This is a genomic window from Streptomyces sp. NPDC050147, from assembly GCF_040660195.1.
Taxonomy (GTDB): Bacteria; Actinomycetota; Actinomycetes; order Streptomycetales; family Streptomycetaceae; genus Streptomyces.
The window spans coordinates 122,698-140,139 of record NZ_JBFALJ010000012.1 but is presented as its reverse complement, the minus strand read 5'-3'; the positions used below and the strand labels follow the sequence as shown (position 1 = coordinate 140,139).

The following is a 17,442-nucleotide window of genomic DNA, read 5'->3' as shown; positions in this document are numbered from 1 at the left end:
ATGACGGTCGTCGTGGTGTCCGGGACGGGCACCGAGATCGGCAAGACGGTGACGACGGCGGCGGTGTCCGCCCTCGCGCTCGCCTCGGGGCGCAGCGTCGCGGTGCTCAAGCCCGCGCAGACGGGAGTGGCGCCCGGTGAGCCGGGCGACGCGCGAGAGGTGACGCGACTTGCGGGCGACGCGGTCACCACCCTCGAACTCGCCCGCTTCCCGGAGCCGTTGGCGCCGAACACCGCCGCGCGGCGGGCGGGCATGGCGCAGGTCCGTCCGTACGAGGTCGCCGCGGCGGCGGAGAAGCTGGCGGCCGAACACGACCTGGTCCTGATCGAGGGGGCGGGCGGCCTGCTGGTCCACTACGACGACGAGGGCGCCACCCTCGCCGACGCCGCGCGCCTCCTCACGGCGCCGGTCCTGGTGGTCGCGTCGGCCGGCCTCGGCACGCTGAACACGACGGCCCTCACGGCCGAGGCACTGCGGGCACGCGACCTCACCGCCCTGGGGGTGGTGGTCGGCAGCTGGCCCGCGACACCGGACCTGGCATCACGCTGCAACCTCGCTGACCTGCCACGGTGCGCGGGCGCTCCCCTGCTGGGCGCTGTACCGGAGGGCGCCGGATCCCTTGCGCCCGTCGACTTCCGCGGCCGGTCCGGGACCTGGCTGTCCCCGGAACTGGGAGGAACGTGGAACGCCACGGCGTTCACCACGCGGGAGGCACCGCCGGGCGGCTGAGTTGACGAGGGTCCACGGGCGGCCTGGCATTACGGCGGGCCGCGCCTGGCACGGGTTGCGGGTCTCGCCTGGCACGGGTTGCGGGCCGCGTCTGGCACGGGTCGCGGGCCGCGCCTGGCACGGGTTGCGGGCCGCGCCGGGGGGGCTGCGAGACTCGCGCGGCGCCCACGCGGTCTCCGTCCGGCACCGATGCGGAACTCGCGCGGCACGGTCCGCCTTCGTGCGCCCGCGCGTGGCGCGGATCCCGGTGAACTCCTTGGCCAGGCCAGGGCGAGCCGTTCCGGCAGCCCGTCGTCCAGTGCCGACCGGCACGGCTACGGCTCTCGCCAGCTCCCCACCGAACTTTACGTCCGGTACCGCTGCGGGTCTTGCCCAGCGCCCCACGCGGACTTACGTCCGGCACCGCCGTCGGTCTCGCGCGGCGCCGCTGTGGCTCTCGCCCAGGGCCCGCGGTGTCCGTCCGCGGCTCTCGCCCAGCGCCCGCGGCGTTCGCCCGGCACAGCTGCGGCTCTAGCCCGGCGCCCCACGCGGTTTCGCCCAGCGGCTACGGGCCGCGCCCAGCACCACCGCGGCTCTCGCACGGTGCCCCGCAGCTTTCCGTTTCCGCCCGTGCCGCCCTCGTTCGGCGGTCCGTGAGTGTGCCTCGGCGCTCGGGCGGATCCGGCGCAGACGGGTGCCCCCGGCATCGTCGGGAGGACACGGTGTTCGACTCGCTTGCGTTCGGCGTAGGGGAAAGCGGCGTCGCGGGGGCACCATTGCCGTATCCGCTCGCCCCGCCGAGGAGGGCCCATGTCACCTCGCTCCGCCAAGGCCGCGTCACGAGATGCGGTGCATCATCCCGTCTTCGCCCGGTTCTACGCCCGTCAGAGCGTGGCCGCCGAGCGCGTCATCGCCACGTACCGCAAGGAGCTGCTCGCCGGTCTCTCCGGGCGGGTGATCGAGGTCGGCGCGGGGAACGGGCTGAACTTCGCGCACTACCCGGCGGCGGTCTCCGAGGTCGTGGCCATCGAACCGGAGCGCACCCTGCGCCAGTTGGCCGCGTCGGCGGCCGTGCGGGCCGACGTACCGGTCGACGTCGTGCCCGGCGCCGCCGAGGCGCTGCCCGTCAAGAGCGAGGCCTTCGACGGAGCCGTGGCCTCACTGGTGCTGTGCAGTGTGCGTGACGTACCCCGCGCCCTCGGCGAGCTGCGGCGTGTCCTGCGGCCGGGCGGCGAGCTGCGGTTCTTCGAGCACGGCATGGCTCCGGGCGCGGCGATGGCGGCCACGCAGCGCGCCCTGGACCGCACGGTCTGGCCTCTGCTCTTCGGCGGCTGTCATGTCGCACGGGACACCCTGGGCGCCCTGCGCGGCGCGGGCTTCGAGATCGGCCCGTACCGGAAGCTGTTGGTGCCCCCGAGGGGCCCGCGGCTGCCCACCTCCTACTGCGTGCTCGGCACGGCCCGGCGGCCCGAGAGCGACTGACCGCGGCGGCGGGACTCAGATCACCTGCGTGAGGTTGACCGCGTTGCCGTCCGGGTCCTTGATGTGCGCCACACGCTGACCCCACGGCATGTCGTTGGCCGGCCCGAGCGCCTCGCCGCCCAGGGATTCCACCTTCTCCAGGAGGACGTCCACGGCTTCCACAGCGACGCTCAGCAGAATGCGCTGCGGCGTGTCGAGCGGCACGCTCGTGTCCGAGACGACGCCGAGCTCCGAGTCGCCGATGCGCAGATCCACGAAGACCGCGGGCCCCTCCTCCGGAGTCCTCGACACCTCCTCGGCCCCGAGCAACTCCTGGTAGAAGCGCAGCAGACGGTCGAGATCCGGGGTGATGATCATCGGCTGGATGGCGACAGGCATGGACGTCCTCCTGGGGTGCGGCTCTTCCCGGCCGAACCTATCCCCGCCGCATGAGCAATGGTGCGCACCCGTGGGTGAACCTGTCCGCCAGGGCGTGCGGTGCGGCTATGCGGCTAAAGGCTCCATTTCCGCAGTTCGTCCGCGATGGCGCGCACGCTCGCGCCGTCCTCCTTCACCAGGCGGGCCAGTTCGCGCACCTGCTCGGGCGAGGTGACGACCTTCATGCCGCTGGCGACCAGGTAGGCGTAGGCGACGGACGAGGCGAAGAGCGCGTTGGAGCGTTCCAGAGCCGGGATGTGCAGAAGGACCTGGAGCAGGGCGGCGGCGCGGTCGTGCGGGCCTTCGTAGACGGGCACGCCGAAAATCTCCGCCTCGTGCCGACTGACGGCGGCCACGAGGGCGCCCCAGTCGGTGACCTGCGGGTCTCCGGGCGTCTTGTGTTCGGCGATCATCAACAACCACGCAAGATCGATTCTGAGGTTCAAGGGCTAACGACGACCCTCGCGCTCAGCACCGAACTCTTCGGCGAACACGGATTCGTACTGCTTCATGAAGTCGGCGGCAGCCTCGACAAAGGTGTGGCCGACCTCGCCGGCGTCCTGTTTGACCAGTTCCTCGATGTAGCGGTTCACGCTCATGCCGCGGGCGAGCGCTCGCTCGCGCGCGGCTCGGGCGGTACCTTCGTCCACCCGCACGTTCAGCTGGGTCTTCGCCATGCCTTCAAGCTAGCGCCGCGGCGCTAGCACCGGCAAGAGGGCGCAGGAGAGCGCGGAAGGGCGCACGCGCGCACCCGCGAAGGCTGCCCCCGTGCCCCTTACATACGTCTCGTGTTCACGACCTTGGAGGGATACCGACACCCGCTCCGAACCTCTACTCTCGGCAGAATCACGGCAGTTGGAGCGGCCACGACCCAGGAGGCGGCCTTGTCCACACCTGCTTCGGCATCGGCCACAGGCCTTGCGGAGCCCACCAAGGTCGCCGCGCGGGCACGCGGCCTGACCAAGGCGTACGGCTCCGGCGAGACCACCGTGCTCGCCCTCGACGCGGTCGACGTGGACATCGCACGCGGCCGTTTCACGGCAGTCATGGGCCCGTCGGGCTCGGGCAAATCCACGCTCATGCATCTGCTCGCCGGTCTCGACACGGTCTCCGCGGGCCAGGTCTGGCTCGGCGACACCGAGATCACCGGGCTCCGGGAGCGGGAGCTGACGCAGCTGCGGCGAGACCGCATCGGATTCATGTTCCAGTCCTTCAACCTCATCCCCACCCTGAACGCCGCCGAGAACATCACGCTGCCCATGGACATCGCGGGCCAGCGCCCGGACCGCGCGTGGCTGGACCACGTCATCGAGACGCTCGGCCTGCGAGACCGCCTCAAGCACCGGCCCGCCCAGCTCTCCGGCGGCCAGCAGCAGCGCGTGGCATGCGCGCGAGCGCTCGCCTCGCGCCCCGAGCTGATCTTCGCGGACGAACCGACCGGCAACCTCGACTCCCGTGCGGGCCTTGAAGTGCTCGGCTTCCTGCGCGAGGCCGTCGACAAGCTGGAGCAGACCGTTGTGATGGTGACCCACGATCCCGGCGCCGCCGCCCACGCCGACCTGGTGCTCTTCCTCGCGGACGGCCGCATCGTCGACGAGATGCCGCGTCCGACGGCGGAGTCGGTCCTCGAACGCCTCAAGCGTTTCGACGTGATCCACGCGCTGCCGCAGGAGAGCCGGGCAGAGACCGACGGCGGCCAGGCCGTCGACGACAGCAAGCCGGACCGGGACTGAGGCGGCTCGCGACCATGCTGAAGGCGACGCTCCGCAGCTTCCTCGCGCACAAGGGCCGACTTCTGCTCTCCGCGCTCGCCGTGATCCTCTCGGTGGCGTTCGTCGCGGGCAGCCTCATCTTCTCGGACACGGTGGCCCGCACCTTCGACCGGCTCTTCGCCTCGACGTCCGCCGACGTGATCGTCGAGCCGAAGGAGAACCTCGAAGAGGCGGTGCCGTCGGGGCGTACACCGACGGTCCCCGCGAAACTCGCCGACCGTCTCGCCGAGGTCGACGGCGTCGCGAGGACCCGTGTCGACGCGGCCGTCGAGAACATCACGGTCGTCGACAGCAAGAACGACCCGGTGGGGCCCACCACCGGCGCGCCCACCATCGCCACGAACTGGTACGTCACCGACCGCAGCCCCGTGGAGCTGACCTCGGGCCGCGCCCCGCGCGGCAAGGACCAGGCCCTGCTCGACGCGGACACGGCCGACAAGAAGGACGTGAAGATCGGCGACACCCTCACGGTGCTCGCCGCGCCCGGCTCGTTCAAGGTCGAGGTCGTCGGCATCGTCACCTTCACCACCACCAACCCCGGCGCGGCCCTGGTCTTCCTGGACACCCCGACCGCCCAGCGCGAACTCCTCGGCGACAAGGACGCCGCGACGGGCATCTCGGTGGACGCCTCCCCCGGCGTGAGCGACACCGAGCTCAAGCGACGTGTGGCCGCCGAACTCGGCTCGGGCTACGACCTGCAGACCGCCGACGAACAGGCCGACTCGGCGGCGTCCGAACTCGGCGGTTTCCTGGACGTCATCAAGTACGTGATGCTGGGCTTCGCCGGGATCGCCGTCCTGGTCGGCATCTTCCTGATCGTCAACACCTTCTCGATGCTGATCGCGCAGCGCACCCGCGAGCTCGGCCTGCTGCGCGCCCTCGGCGCCGACCGCAGGCAGGTGCGCCGCTCCGTGCTCACCGAAGCGGTCCTGCTCGGTGTGGTCGGTTCGACGGTCGGTCTCGCGGCCGGGATCGGTCTCGCGGCCGGGCTCATCGAGCTCATGGGCACCTTCGGGATGAACCTGAAGTCCACCGAGATGGTCATCGGGTGGCCAACTCCCGTCGCCTCGTATGTGGTCGGGGTCGGCGTCACGTTCGTCGCGGCGTATCTCCCGGCGCGGCGGGCGGCGCACGTCTCGCCGATGGCGGCACTCGCCGACGCGGAAATCGCCGGCGTGGGGCGGCCGTTGAAGATCCGCGCGGTACTCGGCGCGACGGTGGGGGCTGCGGGCGCCGCCGCGCTGGTGGGCTGTGCCACCGCGGAGAAGACCTCGTCGGCGGCGTCCCTGCTCGGGCTCGGCCTCGTCCTGACCCTGATCGCCACCGTGATAGCGGGGCCGCTCCTGGTCCGTCCGGTGATCCGGGTGCTCGGTGGCGCCTTCCCCGCCCTGTTCGGCTCGGTCGGCCGGATGAGCCAGCGCAACGCGCTGCGCAACCCACGGCGTACGGGCGCCACGGCCGCCGCGCTGATGGTGGGGCTCGCCCTGGTGAGCGGCATGTCCGTGGCGAGCGCGTCGATGAGCAAGTCGTTCGACGAACAGATAGACAAGACGCTGGGCGCCGACTTCGTCGTACAGAACAGCAACTTCATGCCCTTCTCGAAGGAGATCACCGAGCAGGTGAAGGACACCGAGGGCGCCGGGCTCGTCGTACGCCAGCGGTTCGCGCCCGTGAAGGTGTCCATGCCGGACGGCAAGAGCGTGGAGACGACCGCGGCGGGCTACGATCCGCGCCTCGACGACGTCGCCCGCGTCACGTACGTGGACGGCGGCACCTCGCGGGCGCTCGCACCCGGAAGCATCGCCATGCAGCGGGACTTCGCGCAGGACCACAAGGCCCGGATGGGTTCCAAGCTGCCCGTGGAATTCCCCGGCGGGCGCAAGACGGAACTGACGGTGGGCGCGCTCACCGATCAGCCGGGGGCCGAGGGGTTCGGCGTCGAGGGCGGGATCTTCTTCGGCATGGAGACGGTCGAGGAGTTCGTGCCGGGCGGCCAGGACTCCGCGCTGTACGTGAACGCGGCGTCGGGCACGCAGGCCGACACGCTGCGCGACCGGCTCGAGAAGACGCTGGACCCGTACCCGCAGGTGCAGGTCCGCGACCAGGCCGACTACAAGGAACTGATCCGCGAGCAGATCGCCGTGATGCTCTATCTCGTCTACGCGCTGCTCGGCCTGGCGATCATCATCGCGGTCCTCGGCGTGGTCAACACCCTTGCCCTTTCGGTCGTCGAGCGCACCCGCGAGATCGGTCTGCTGCGCGCCATCGGGCTCGGCCGGCGCCAACTGCGCCGGATGATCCGCCTGGAGTCGGTGGTCATCGCGGTGTTCGGCGCGCTCCTTGGACTCGCGCTGGGTCTGGTGTGGGGCGTCGCGGCGCAACAGGTGCTCGCGCTGCAGGGCATGACGGCGTTCGCGATCCCCTGGACGACGGTGATCGCGGTCCTGATCGGTTCGGTGATCGTCGGCCTGGCGGCGGCCCTGCTGCCCGCGCTGCGTGCCTCGCGCATGAACGTGCTGGCGGCCATCGCGCACGAGTGATGGACTGGGACCGTCATGCCCCACTGTCCCTATAGCTAAGGCGAGTTCATGACGCGTCCGTTCCGTTTCGGGGTCAACATGGTCATCGCTGCCACCGGTGACGAGTGGCGCAGGAAATGCCGCAAGGCAGAGGCGCTCGGCTACGACGTCATCCTGGTCGCCGACCATCTCGGCATGCCCGCGCCGTTCTCCTCGGTCGTCGCCGCCGCCGAGGCCACCGAGCGGCCCCGCGTCGGGACGTTCGTACTGAACACCGGGTTCTGGAACCCCACCCTGCTCGCCCGCGAGGTGGCTACCGCGGACGCGCTCACGGGCGGCCGCCTTGAGCTGGGGCTCGGCACGGGCTACGTCAAATCGGAGCACGACGCGGCCGGTCTGCCCTGGGGCACGCCCGGCGAGCGTGTCACCCATCTCCGGCGCACCGTCGAGGAGTTGGACCGGCTCTTCGCCTCCGACGAGTTCCAGCCGCAGCCTCGGCAGCAGCCCCGGCCGCCGATCCTCATTGGCGGCAACGGTGACCGCATGCTGGAGCTCACCGCCGAGCACGCCGACATCGCCGCGTTCACCGGCGCCAAGGCGGCCCCCGGTGACAGCAGCGGGAAGATGACCCACCTCACACCCGATGAGCTCGACGAACGCGTCGCCGTCTACCAGCGGTTCGCGGCGCGCCGCCCCGAACCGGCGGAGCTGAACCTGCTGATCCAGCTGGTCGAAGTGACCGGCGACCGCCGCAAGGCGGTACAACAGGTCCTCGAATACGTCCCGCATCTCACCGAGGACGCGGCACTCGGCCTGCCGCTCCTGCTGATCGGCACCGTCCGGCAGATCGCCGACCAGTTGCGCGCCCAGCGGGAGCGGTACGGCTTCTCGTACATCACCGTCCTCGAGCCGTACTTCGAGGCGTTCGGTCCCGTCATGGAGGAACTCGCCGGCGAGTGAGGCGCGTGAGCGGCGTCGATGGCCCGACCGCTCGCGCGGCCGGGCCGTGTCCGCCTACTTGGCGGCGAAGCCGAACATCATGATCGTCTTCTTGTCGCTGGAGTACTGACCGAGCAGATCGGAGCTGAGGAACAGCTTGTTGCGGTGGAAGCGCAGTTCGGAGATCAGGGGCGGCAGCGCGGTCGGCCGGGTGCCGGCGTCGAGGAGCACCGTCTCTTTCTTCAGATCCCTGCCGTCGAGGGAGACGACCTGCGCGTACGGACCGCTCTTGTAGACGAGTACGTTCCCGCCGTCCATGCGGATCGGGAAGATGGGGGAGCTGTCGCCCGCCTCCACCTTCTCGCCCGTGGTCTTTCCGGTGGTCAGGGAGAAGACCACGATGTCGTTCGTCGACGAGAACTCCTTCGCCCCGTCGCGCTGTTTGGTGGGGACGTAGAGCTTTCCGTTGCCCGCCGCGATGCCCCGGCAGTCCTGCACGACGGAGACGGTGCCGCACTCGTGCAGATACTTGCCGTCCGGCAGCGCGATCCTCGTACGCCGGTCGCCCTTCTCGTCGAGGGAGAAGACGTCCGTGGCGCCGGACGAGCTGATCTCACCGGAGTCGAGGGCGAGAACCACCGGCTTCGTCGAGACCACGCTGGGGCTGCGGACGCCCGCGGGCAGCTTGTGGGTCCACTTCGACTTTCCCGTGGCCGGGTCGAGGAGCTGGACCTGGAACCGCTCAGAGCCGTAGTCACCGCAGGAGCGGACCGCCAGGAGCCGCTCGCCGCCGCCGTACCCGACGTCGCGGCACTTCTCCCCCTGCTTCGGCTCCCACCGCACATCGCCAGTGCGCAGGTCGAAGGCCGCGCCACCGTAGAGGCCTCCGACGGCGACCGTGTCACCGCTGATGGTGACCTGATTGAACTCCGTCTTCTTCTTCTGGTAGCCGATGGTGATCGACTTGGTCCAGAGCTTCTTGCCGGTGTCCACCTCGAAGGCGGTGACCTCCGTGCACGCGTCCTTGAAGCCCCTTTCGTCGTGCACTTTCGCCCCCGTGACGACGACGGCGATGTTGCCCTTGCCGAGATCCGGGGAGCCCGCGCACGACTCCCCCGGCTTCGGCAGGCGCCAGAGCCCCTTACCCGACGTGGCGTCTACGCCCACGATCGCCTCGACCGAGGCCTTCGCGTACACCTTGTCGGTGAGCCAGGACCCCTGCGCCTTCCACGTGGTCTCCCCCTTGGGCAACTTGGGCTGTATCGCCTTGGTCGTGAAGAAGGCCTTGGGGTCCTTCGGTGCCGTCTCCTTCGGCTTCTCGTACTTGGGCGCCGCGCTGTCGCCGCCCGGCTTGGCCGCGGTCTCGTCCTTCGAGCCGCCGTCTGCCGAGGTGGCGTACCAGACGCCGCCGCCGACGATCAGGGCGATCGCGGTGACGACGGAGACGACGATCGCGGTGCGGCGACCGGGCCGTCTGCCCCCCGCGCCCGGTGGCGGGACGGGCGCCGGTATCGGGTGGTAGGCCTGATGGGGGCCGAAGCCGCTGGGCGGCGGGGCGACGGGCGGGCCGAAGCCCGGGGCCTGTCCCTGCGGAGGCGGGCCGAAGCCCGGGGCCTGTCCCTGCGGAGGCGGGCCGAAGCCCGGGGTCTGTCCCTGCTGGGGCGGGCCGAAGCCGTCTTGCGGGGGCGGGCCGAAGCCACCCTGCGGAGGCACGGGGCTCTGTGGGTGCTGCGGGGACTGCTCGGGGGGCGGCTGCGTCATCGTGGCTCCACTGCTGGTGAGGGTATGCGGGTGTACTGCTGGACCGGTGACCTCACCGGGCGAAGGAGAGCATGCGGGCGCTGCCTTCCTCGCCCTTGCCGCCGTGCGCCTTGCCGTCCAGGCGCGTCGGGGTCACGAAGAACCGCCCGTCGGCGTACAGAGTGTTGCCCGCGAACATCCCGGATTCCATGCTCTGGGCCGACGAGGTGTGCCGCAGCAGCACGTCCGGCTTGCCGCCACTCGGCCGGAACCGCACGGTCTGCCCGTTCTTGCCGTGCTGCGCCCGCGCGTAGGTGATCACCCCGGGCCGGTCGCCTCCGGCCACGGTGACGGGTGTGATCTGCCGTCCGCCCTCGGCCGAACCGGCCCATTTGGACTTCCCCGTACGGAGGTCGAAGGCGACGAGCTTGTTGGCTCCGAGGATGCCGTCCTTGGGCTCGCTCGCCAGGTACAGCGTGTCCTCGCTGACGGCGGCCCCCGGACAGTTCTGCACACCCTCGCCGGAGTCTCCTGCCCCCGCGCACATCTCGAACTCGTGCGGGCCCTTGTCGGCGCTGATCCAGGAGCGCTGGTTCCCCTTGTCGTCGACGGCGACGACGGCCCACTTGTCCATCTCGTCGCGGTTGCGGACGGCGACCACGACGGGGTCGACGGAGTAGACCTTCTGGATGCTCCAGCCCTTCTTCGTCCGGTGGCTCCACTCGACGTCGCCGGTGCGGGGGTCGAGCCTCTTGAGCCGACCGTGCGTGCTGGGGCTACCCGGTTGGCAGGACTCCACCTGGATCAGCCGTGAGCCGCCCGCGACGCCGTCGAGGGAGCAGCCGCCCTTCTTTTCCCGCTCGGTCGTGAACAGCCGCTTGCCGTCGCTGATCCGGTAGGCGCGCATGGTGGCGCTCTGGTCGACCATGACGGTGCTGCCCGTGATGGAGACGTGCGTCATGCTGGTGTCGTCCCAGAAGCCGCCGTCGACGAGCTCCTTGTGCCAGCCCTTCTCACCGGTCTTCAGGTCGATCATCCGGAGCTGGTCGCACTGCGAGTTCCCCTCGGACTTCCGCTTCGTGTACACGACCACGACCTTGCCGTCCGGTGTGGGGTTCACCGGGGTGTCGCACACCGTGCCGGGCAGCGGCACCGACCATGCCTTCGAGCCGTCGCCGGTCCGGTACCCGGTGACCTCGTTGTGCTCGGCCTGGGCGACGATTTTGGGCACGTGCCAGAGGTCGAGGAGCTGCGCGCCCTTGCCCGGCAGCTTGATGTCGTTCATGGCGACCCAGGCCTTGGCCTCACCGGGCTTGCGCCCCGCGTTGACGTCGATCACGGCGGGCGCCCCGTCGTCCTTCGCGTCGGCGTCCCGGTCCGGGTCCGCCGACTCCGGCCCGTCGTCCGGGGACTGACGTGTCTGCCCGGCGACGGGCTCGCGGGAACCGCTCCCCTTCCCGTCCTCGTCTGCTTGCGTGACGGCGTAGAAACCCACACCGATCAGGACCAGGGCGACGGCGCCGGCACCGAGAGCGAGACGAAGCCTTCGCGGGGTGCCTGCCGGGGGCGCCGGCTGGGCGTAGGGATTGCCGGGCACGGGCTTGTGCACCGGCTCGGACTCACGATTGACCATGAACGAGATTCTGGCCCAATCATCGCCCTTTCTAGAGACATTTTCTAGAAAAAGTTTTCAACGCAGGCTTCCGCTCCGAGCCGGAGGGCAGCGGGTGCTGCGTTTCTGGCGCGAGGCGGCAGAGGGGACGAGCGTCAGCGACGACCACAGGGGAGTGGCGGCCCTGCTCGCCGCGGGCTACGCGGCCCAGCCCCAGGGGAGCCGCTGGGTGAAGCACCTCGTCGACTGAGGGGCCGGGGCGTGGGTACCCGTAGGTGGTCCGCACGAGTGGGCTTTGCTGATCCTTTAACATGGACGGACCACTCGAACGTCTACGAAAGGTGTGAGCGTCCGCCCATGGGCGAGCCTCCCAGTACCCGACATCGCGCATTCCCCCGGTCCCTGCCCGATCATGGGACGGAGGTGACCCGATGACCGAAGTGCTCCTGCTCCTCGTGGCGGTGCTGCTCTCGCTGGCCTGCGGCGTCTTCGTCGCGGCCGAGTTCTCCCTCACTACGGTCGAGCGCAGCGAACTGGAGCGAGCCGCCGAACGCGGCGAGCGCGGTGCCGCGGGCGCTCTCAAAGCGGTCAAGAACCTCACCTTCCAGCTCTCCGGAGCCCAGCTGGGCATCACCGTCACCAATCTGGTCGTCGGCATGCTCTCCGAGGCCTCCATCGCCAAGCTGATCTCGGGCCCGCTGCGCTCCATGGGCATCCCCGCATCGGCGGCCTCGTCGATCGCCCTGGTCATCGGCACGGCCCTGTCGACGATCTTCCTGATGGTCGTCGGTGAGCTGGTCCCCAAGAACTGGGCGATCTCGTCGCCGCTGGCCGTCGCCAAACGGGTGGCGACCCCCCAGCGCCTGTTCAGCGCCGTGTTCCGCCCCTTCATCGCGCACCTGAACAACACCGCGAACCGCTCCGTACGCCGCTTCGGCATCCAGCCCACCGAGGAGCTGGCCTCCGCGCGCAGCCCCAAGGAGCTGGTGGCGCTCGCCCGGCACTCCGCCAAGGAGGGCTCACTGGAAGCGGACACCGCCGAGCTGTTCGTCCGCACCCTGAACCTCGCCGACCTCTCCGCCCAGAACGTGATGACGCCGCGGGTCCAGGTCATGGCTCTCGACACGATGGCCACCTGCGAGGACGTGGCGAACGCCACCCGCGCGACGGGCCTGTCCCGCTTCCCCGTCTACCGCGGCAACCTCGACTCGGTCGTCGGCGTCGCGCACATCAAGGACGTCCTGGCCGTACCGGCCGAGCGCCGGGCCCGCTTCCCCGTGGCCGAGGTGATGCGCGAGCCCCTCCTCGTACCGGAGACACTGACCGTCGACCGGCTGCTCGACCGGCTCTCCGGCAAACGCACGATGGCCGTGGTCATCGACGAGTACGGCGGCACGGCCGGCGTCGCGACCCTGGAGGACATCGTCGAGGAGGTGGTCGGCGAGGTGCGGGACGAACACGACCCGCACGAGACGCCCGACATCGCCACCGAGGGCAAGGACGACGAAGGCCGGACCCGGTACTCCGCCGACGGCTCGGCCCGGACCGACCAGCTGGCCCGCGTCGGCCTGCGCACACCGGACGGGCCGTACGAGACGCTCGCCGGACTCGTCGCCACCGAACTCGGACGCATCCCCGCCGAGGGCGACACCGTGGAGGTGGGCGGCTGGCGACTCGACGTCGTCGACGCCCGGGGCCGCCGCGCGGCCCGCGTCCTGCTGCACGCGCCCCTGCACGACGACCACCAGGAGGAGGAGCGATGACCGCGATCCAGCTGTTGATCGGCCTGGCGACCCTCGTCGTCAACGCCTTCTTCGTGGGCGCCGAGTTCGCCCTCATCTCCGTACGAAGGAGCCAGATCGAGCCGTATGCCGAGGACGGCGACCGGCGTGCCAAGAGCGTGCTGTGGGGGCTGCGGCACGTCTCCGCGCTGCTCGCCGCCGCGCAACTCGGCATCACGCTGTGCACGCTGGTGCTCGGTATCGTCGCCGAGCCCGCGATCGCACACATCCTGGAGCCGCTCTTCGACGGCGTCGGGATGCCGCACGGCCTGGTCCACCCCGTCTCGTTCGTCATCGCCCTGGCCCTCGCGACGTATCTGCACATGCTGCTCGGCGAGATGATCCCCAAGAACATCTCGCTGGCCGAGCCCGTGCGCACGGCTCTGCTGCTCGGCCCGCCGCTGGTCGCGATCGCCCGGGCGCTTCGCCCGGTCATCTTCGCGATCAACGCGTTCGCCAACGGCCTCCTGAAGCTGCTCAGGGTCGAGGCGAAGGACGAGGTGAGCGCCTCGTTCTCGGATGACGAGCTCGCTCGGATGGTCAAGGACTCCGGCGAGGCGGGGCTGCTCGACGACCGCGCCCAGGAGCGGCTGCACGACGCCCTGGAGCTGGGCCGCCGCCCCGTCAGGGATGTGGTCCTCCCGCTGGAGAGCGTGGTCTACGCCCGCATGGGCGTGACACCCGAGGAACTGGAGCGGCTTTCGTCGGAGTCCGGCTTCTCGCGCTTCCCCGTCGTGGACGACGGGCGTCGCATCGTCGGCTACCTCCACGTCAAGGACGCGCTCGACCGGATGCCGCGCGATCTGCCGTTCCGGGTGCCGGACATGCGGAAGATCGCCCAGGTCCGGGAGACCACACCGCTGGACGACGTGCTGACCGCGATGCGCGGCAGCCGCACGCATGTGGCGGCGGTCCTCGGCTCGGACGGCAGGCTTGCGGGCATGGTCACGATGGAGGATGTACTGAGGGAGCTGTTCGGTCAGCCTGTCTGACGCCGAGACCTTGCAGCCGTGGCTCCGCGGCGAGGGGGATGTGCACCGTGAGTCAACTCGTCCTGCGCGACGTGTCGTACGGCTATCCGGAGCGGCCCGTGCTCGAACGGGTCTCCCTGTCGGTGCGGCCCGGCGAGAAGGCGTGTGTCATCGGTGAGAACGGCTCGGGCAAGTCGACGCTCCTGCGCCTGATGGCGGGCGAGTTCGCGCCCGCCGACGGCGAGGTGGCCGTCGTCTCGGACGGCGGCACCGGCTGTCTCGCGCAGGTCCCGCGGCTGCCGCCGCATGCCACCGTGCGGGACGCCGTGGACGACGCGCTCGCCGAACTGCGGGACCTGGAGCGGCGGATCCGGGCGGCGGAGGAGTCGCTCGGCTCGGCGGGCCCCGCCGGACTGAGCGCGTACGGGGACCTCGTCGCCGCGTTCGAGGCGCGCGACGGCTACCGCGCCGACGCGCGCCTGGACGCCGCGCTTCACGGTCTCGGCGTACCGCACCTGGAGCGTTCGCGCACCCTGGGTTCGTTGTCCGGCGGTGAGGCCGCGCGCCTCGCGCTCGCCTGCGTCCTGGCCCCGCAGCCCGAGCTGCTCCTCCTGGACGAGCCGACGAACCACCTGGACGACCAGGCGCTCGGCTGGCTCGAGGAGCGGCTGCGCGCCCACCGGGGCACGGTCGTCGCCGTCACCCACGACCGGGTCTTCCTCGACCGGGTCGCGGAGGTGATCGTCGAGGTCGACGGCGACCGCAGGGCCGTGGCCCGCTTCGGCGGCGGCTGGCACGGCTACCTGCAACAGCGCGCCACGGCCCGGCGTCGCTGGGAGGAGCGTCACCGCGAGTGGAGCGACGAGGTCGCGCGCCAGGAGCGGCTCGCGGAGGGCGGCTCCGACCGGCTCTCGGTGGGCTGGCGCATGAGCGAAAGCCCCCGTTTCGCGGGCCACAACCGGTCGGTGGAGGGCCAGCTCTCCGGCATCGTGCGCAACGCGCGCGAGCGGCTGCGCAGACTGCGCGCGGACCCGGTGCCACGCCCGCCCGACCCCCTGCGTTTCACGGCCGGTGAGGGCCTGGCGGGCGGCGACCATCCCTTCGTACGCCCGGTCGCGCTGACGGACGTCACGGTGGGCGAGCGCCTCTCCGTCGACCGCCTCACCCTCGATCCGGGCTCGCGCACGCTGGTGACCGGGGCGAACGGCGCCGGCAAGTCGACGCTGCTCGGCGTCCTCGCCGGAGTGCTCGCCCCGGACCGCGGGGAGGTCCAACTCCCGTCCCGCATCGGCTACTTGCCGCAGGAGATCGAGTACATCACCTACGAGGACACGGCGAGGCCGCTGCTCGACGCCTTCGCGACGGGGCTCGCGGGGCTGCCCGAGGACCACACGGAGGCGCTCCTGTCCCTCGGCCTCTTCCGCGAGGAGGACCTGGCCGTGCCGGTGAAGGGGCTCTCCGTGGGCCAGCGGCGCCGCTTGGCGCTCGCACGGCTGGTGACGCGCCCCGCCGACCTCCTCCTGCTCGACGAGCCGACGAACCACCTCTCCCCCGCCCTTGTCGAGGAGCTCGACGAGGCGCTGGCGGGGTATCGGGGCACGCTGGTCGTGGTGTCGCACGACCGGAGGCTGCGGGAGCGGTTCCGAGGGGAGCGGCTCTCGGTGGAAGCCGGCCGGGTGGTTGGACCCTGGGGCCCCTAGGGCGTGGCCCGCCCCTGGCGGACGGTCGGCGTCTCCATGATGCCCGGCCCGTGCGTTCCGACGTGCGCGGCACCGACCGCCGTGAGTACGGCGAGCAGTGTCGCCATTCCCGCGGTGGCGAGCGCCGCCTGCCAGTCGACGTCCAGGAGGGTGGTCGCCCCGGCGACCAGAACGGCGGCGAGCGACTGCGCGAAGGTACGGAGCGCACGCTCCGCGGTGGCCTTCCAGAATCCAGCGGTCCACATGTCTGGCCCACCCTCTCGTGGTTGACGGTCACCCCTTGGCATACCGCTGTTGTGCGCCGCTGCCCAGAAGGCCGGTGGGGCGCCCTCAGAGTTCGAGGCCGTGGCCCGTCGTCGCGTCGATGTGGGACGGGATCTCGTCATGGCGGTCGCCGACCGTCGGGGTGCCCGTGGGCTCGAAGAGGAGGATTCTGGCACCGAGCGGGGCCGTCGGCTTGTGTTCGGTGCCGCGCGGGACCGTGAAGACGGCGTCCTTGGGGAGAGTGACCGTGCGTTCGCCGGTCGGCTCGCGCAGGCAGATGCGCAGTTCGCCGTCGAGAACCAGGAAGAACTCGTCGGTGTCGTCGTGGACGTGCCACAGGTGCTCGCCCTCGACCTTGGCGACGCGTACGTCGTAGTCGTTGACGCGGGTGACGATGCGGGGGCTCCAGAGGGCGTCGAAGGAGGCCAGGGCCTTGCCGAGGGCGATCGGTTCGTTCGGTTCGTTCGGTTCGCTGTTCATGCGTACAGCTTCCGACGGTCGACGGCGTCTGCGTGAGTGGTAGAAACAGCCTATGCCGCAAGAATCCTCTCAAGCCGTGCAGCGGCGGCCCCCGCACCGCGTCGTCGTCATCGTCGACGCGAACTCCAACCCCTTCGAGCTGGGGTGCGCCACCGAGGTCTTCGGCCTGCGCCGACCCGAACTCGGGCGTGAGCTTTATGACTTCACCCTGTGTTCGCCCGAGCCGCGCACCCTGATGCGGGACGGCTTCTTCACGCTCTCGGGGGTCGCGGCGCTGGACGCGGCAGAATCCGCGGACACCTTGATCGTGCCCAACCGGCCCGACGTCGAGGTCCCCCGCCGCCCGGCCGTCCTGGACGCCGTTCGCCGGGCGCACGCCCGGGGGGCTCGGCTCGTCGGGTTCTGCAGCGGTGCCTTCACGCTCGCCGAGGCCGGGGTCCTGGAGGGGCGCCGGGCCACCGCCCACTGGCAGTGGGCGGACGACTTCCGGGCCCGCTTCCCCGGGGTGCGGCTCGAACCGGACGTGCTCTTCGTCGACGACGGCGACATCCTCACCGCCGCGGGCAGCGCCGCCGCTCTCGATCTCGGGCTGCATCTGGTCCGCCGCGACCACGGCGCCGAGGTCGCCAACGCGGTGAGCCGGCGGCTCGTCTTCGCCGCCCACCGGGACGGCGGTCAGCGGCAGTTCGTGGAGCGACCGGTACCCGAGGTGCCGGACGAGTCCCTGGCCCCCGTCCTCGCCTGGGCCCAGGAACGGCTCGACTCGCCCCTTTCCGTGCCGGATCTCGCGGCACGCGCCGCCCTCAGCCCCGCGACCCTGCACCGCCGTTTCCAGGCCCAGTTGGGCACCACTCCCCTGGCCTGGCTCACCGGCGAACGGCTCGCGCTGGCCTGCCGGTTGATCGAGCGCGGCGTGGCTCCCTTCGACACGGTCGCCCGGCGCAGCGGTCTTGGCACCACCGCCAATCTGCGCGCCCTGCTGCGCCGCGAGACAGGGCTGACCCCCTCGGCGTACCGGCGCCGGTTCGGGCCCGCACCGGACTGATACAGCCAGTCT

Annotated in this window: 16 protein-coding genes and 1 pseudogene; 10 read left to right on the top strand and 7 right to left on the bottom strand. The window is 71.0% G+C overall.

Translation table 11 applies throughout. The features are described from left to right. Nucleotides 1-729, top strand: a complete 729-nt coding sequence (gene bioD, locus AB0I94_RS20115) for a dethiobiotin synthase (protein WP_363310924.1) — start codon at nucleotides 1-3, stop codon at nucleotides 727-729. Nucleotides 730-1,518: 789 nt separating this feature from the next. Then, the gene (locus tag AB0I94_RS20110; RefSeq protein WP_363310923.1) at nucleotides 1,519-2,190 is read left to right on the top strand and encodes a class I SAM-dependent methyltransferase; all 672 of its coding nucleotides are present in this window, start codon (nucleotides 1,519-1,521) and stop codon (nucleotides 2,188-2,190) included. 15 nt (nucleotides 2,191-2,205) lie between these two features. Here AB0I94_RS20110 and AB0I94_RS20105 read toward each other — a convergent pair whose 3' ends face one another. The 3 genes from AB0I94_RS20105 to AB0I94_RS20095 all read right to left on the bottom strand — a co-directional run bounded on the left by AB0I94_RS20105 (nucleotide 2,206) and on the right by AB0I94_RS20095 (nucleotide 3,284). After that, on the bottom strand, nucleotides 2,206-2,568 hold the full coding sequence (locus tag AB0I94_RS20105) for a VOC family protein (RefSeq protein WP_363310922.1): 363 nt from the start codon (nucleotides 2,566-2,568) through the stop codon (nucleotides 2,206-2,208). A 113-nt stretch (nucleotides 2,569-2,681) separates the two neighbouring features. After that, complete coding sequence (locus AB0I94_RS20100; protein WP_363310921.1) at nucleotides 2,682-3,053, bottom strand: fic family toxin-antitoxin system, toxin component; 372 nt, start codon at nucleotides 3,051-3,053, stop codon at nucleotides 2,682-2,684. 3 nt (nucleotides 3,054-3,056) lie between these two features. After that, nucleotides 3,057-3,284, bottom strand: a complete 228-nt coding sequence (locus AB0I94_RS20095) for an antitoxin (protein ID WP_344526843.1) — start codon at nucleotides 3,282-3,284, stop codon at nucleotides 3,057-3,059. Between the two features lie 207 nt (nucleotides 3,285-3,491). On the opposite strand from AB0I94_RS20095, the gene AB0I94_RS20090 reads away from it, so the two are divergent. Genes AB0I94_RS20090 through AB0I94_RS20080 form a run of 3 tightly spaced genes read left to right on the top strand, consistent with a single transcriptional unit; the run spans nucleotide 3,492 to nucleotide 7,858 of the window. Further along, nucleotides 3,492-4,340 carry an ABC transporter ATP-binding protein gene (locus tag AB0I94_RS20090; protein ID WP_363310920.1) on the top strand — a complete coding sequence of 283 codons (849 nt, stop codon included), beginning with the start codon at nucleotides 3,492-3,494 and terminating at the stop codon, nucleotides 4,338-4,340. A gap of 14 nt (nucleotides 4,341-4,354) precedes the next feature. Next, nucleotides 4,355-6,919 carry an FtsX-like permease family protein gene (locus tag AB0I94_RS20085; protein WP_363310919.1) on the top strand — a complete coding sequence of 855 codons (2,565 nt, stop codon included), beginning with the start codon at nucleotides 4,355-4,357 and terminating at the stop codon, nucleotides 6,917-6,919. A 48-nt stretch (nucleotides 6,920-6,967) separates the two neighbouring features. Next, the gene (locus AB0I94_RS20080; RefSeq protein WP_363310918.1) at nucleotides 6,968-7,858 is read left to right on the top strand and encodes an LLM class F420-dependent oxidoreductase; all 891 of its coding nucleotides are present in this window, start codon (nucleotides 6,968-6,970) and stop codon (nucleotides 7,856-7,858) included. Nucleotides 7,859-7,912: 54 nt separating this feature from the next. On the opposite strand, the gene AB0I94_RS20075 is transcribed toward AB0I94_RS20080, so the two are convergent. Both AB0I94_RS20075 and AB0I94_RS20070 read right to left on the bottom strand, forming a co-directional pair. Beyond that, complete coding sequence (locus AB0I94_RS20075) at nucleotides 7,913-9,598, bottom strand: PQQ-binding-like beta-propeller repeat protein (protein WP_363310916.1); 1,686 nt, start codon at nucleotides 9,596-9,598, stop codon at nucleotides 7,913-7,915. A 52-nt stretch (nucleotides 9,599-9,650) separates the two neighbouring features. After that, the gene (locus AB0I94_RS20070; protein WP_363310914.1) at nucleotides 9,651-11,210 is read right to left on the bottom strand and encodes a PQQ-binding-like beta-propeller repeat protein; all 1,560 of its coding nucleotides are present in this window, start codon (nucleotides 11,208-11,210) and stop codon (nucleotides 9,651-9,653) included. Between the two features lie 94 nt (nucleotides 11,211-11,304). On the opposite strand from AB0I94_RS20070, the pseudogene AB0I94_RS20065 reads away from it, so the two are divergent. The 4 genes and pseudogenes from AB0I94_RS20065 to AB0I94_RS20050 form a co-directional block, all read left to right on the top strand. Next, nucleotides 11,305-11,379, top strand: a pseudogene (locus AB0I94_RS20065) (GNAT family N-acetyltransferase); the annotation flags it as partial. A 241-nt stretch (nucleotides 11,380-11,620) separates the two neighbouring features. Further along, nucleotides 11,621-12,952, top strand: coding sequence for a hemolysin family protein (locus AB0I94_RS20060; RefSeq protein WP_363310913.1), 1,332 nt, complete (start codon nucleotides 11,621-11,623; stop codon nucleotides 12,950-12,952). Next, nucleotides 12,949-13,962 (top strand): hemolysin family protein, encoded by a 1,014-nt coding sequence (locus AB0I94_RS20055; RefSeq protein WP_363310912.1) that lies wholly within the window; start codon nucleotides 12,949-12,951, stop codon nucleotides 13,960-13,962. Before AB0I94_RS20060 ends, AB0I94_RS20055 begins: the two co-directional genes overlap by 4 nt. A gap of 38 nt (nucleotides 13,963-14,000) precedes the next feature. Further along, the gene (locus AB0I94_RS20050) at nucleotides 14,001-15,641 is read left to right on the top strand and encodes an ABC-F family ATP-binding cassette domain-containing protein (protein ID WP_363310911.1); all 1,641 of its coding nucleotides are present in this window, start codon (nucleotides 14,001-14,003) and stop codon (nucleotides 15,639-15,641) included. On the opposite strand, the gene AB0I94_RS20045 is transcribed toward AB0I94_RS20050, so the two are convergent. Next, nucleotides 15,638-15,886: a holin gene (locus AB0I94_RS20045; RefSeq protein WP_363310910.1), complete on the bottom strand. Its 249-nt coding sequence runs from the start codon at nucleotides 15,884-15,886 to the stop codon at nucleotides 15,638-15,640. The two genes, AB0I94_RS20050 and AB0I94_RS20045, sit on opposite strands and share 4 nt — an antisense overlap. An 85-nt stretch (nucleotides 15,887-15,971) precedes the next feature. Continuing rightward, nucleotides 15,972-16,385 carry a cupin domain-containing protein gene (locus tag AB0I94_RS20040; RefSeq protein WP_363310909.1) on the bottom strand — a complete coding sequence of 138 codons (414 nt, stop codon included), beginning with the start codon at nucleotides 16,383-16,385 and terminating at the stop codon, nucleotides 15,972-15,974. Between the two features lie 52 nt (nucleotides 16,386-16,437). On the opposite strand from AB0I94_RS20040, the gene AB0I94_RS20035 reads away from it, so the two are divergent. Continuing rightward, nucleotides 16,438-17,430: a helix-turn-helix domain-containing protein gene (locus AB0I94_RS20035; protein ID WP_363310908.1), complete on the top strand. Its 993-nt coding sequence runs from the start codon at nucleotides 16,438-16,440 to the stop codon at nucleotides 17,428-17,430. Nucleotides 17,431-17,442: the final 12 nt, after the last annotated feature.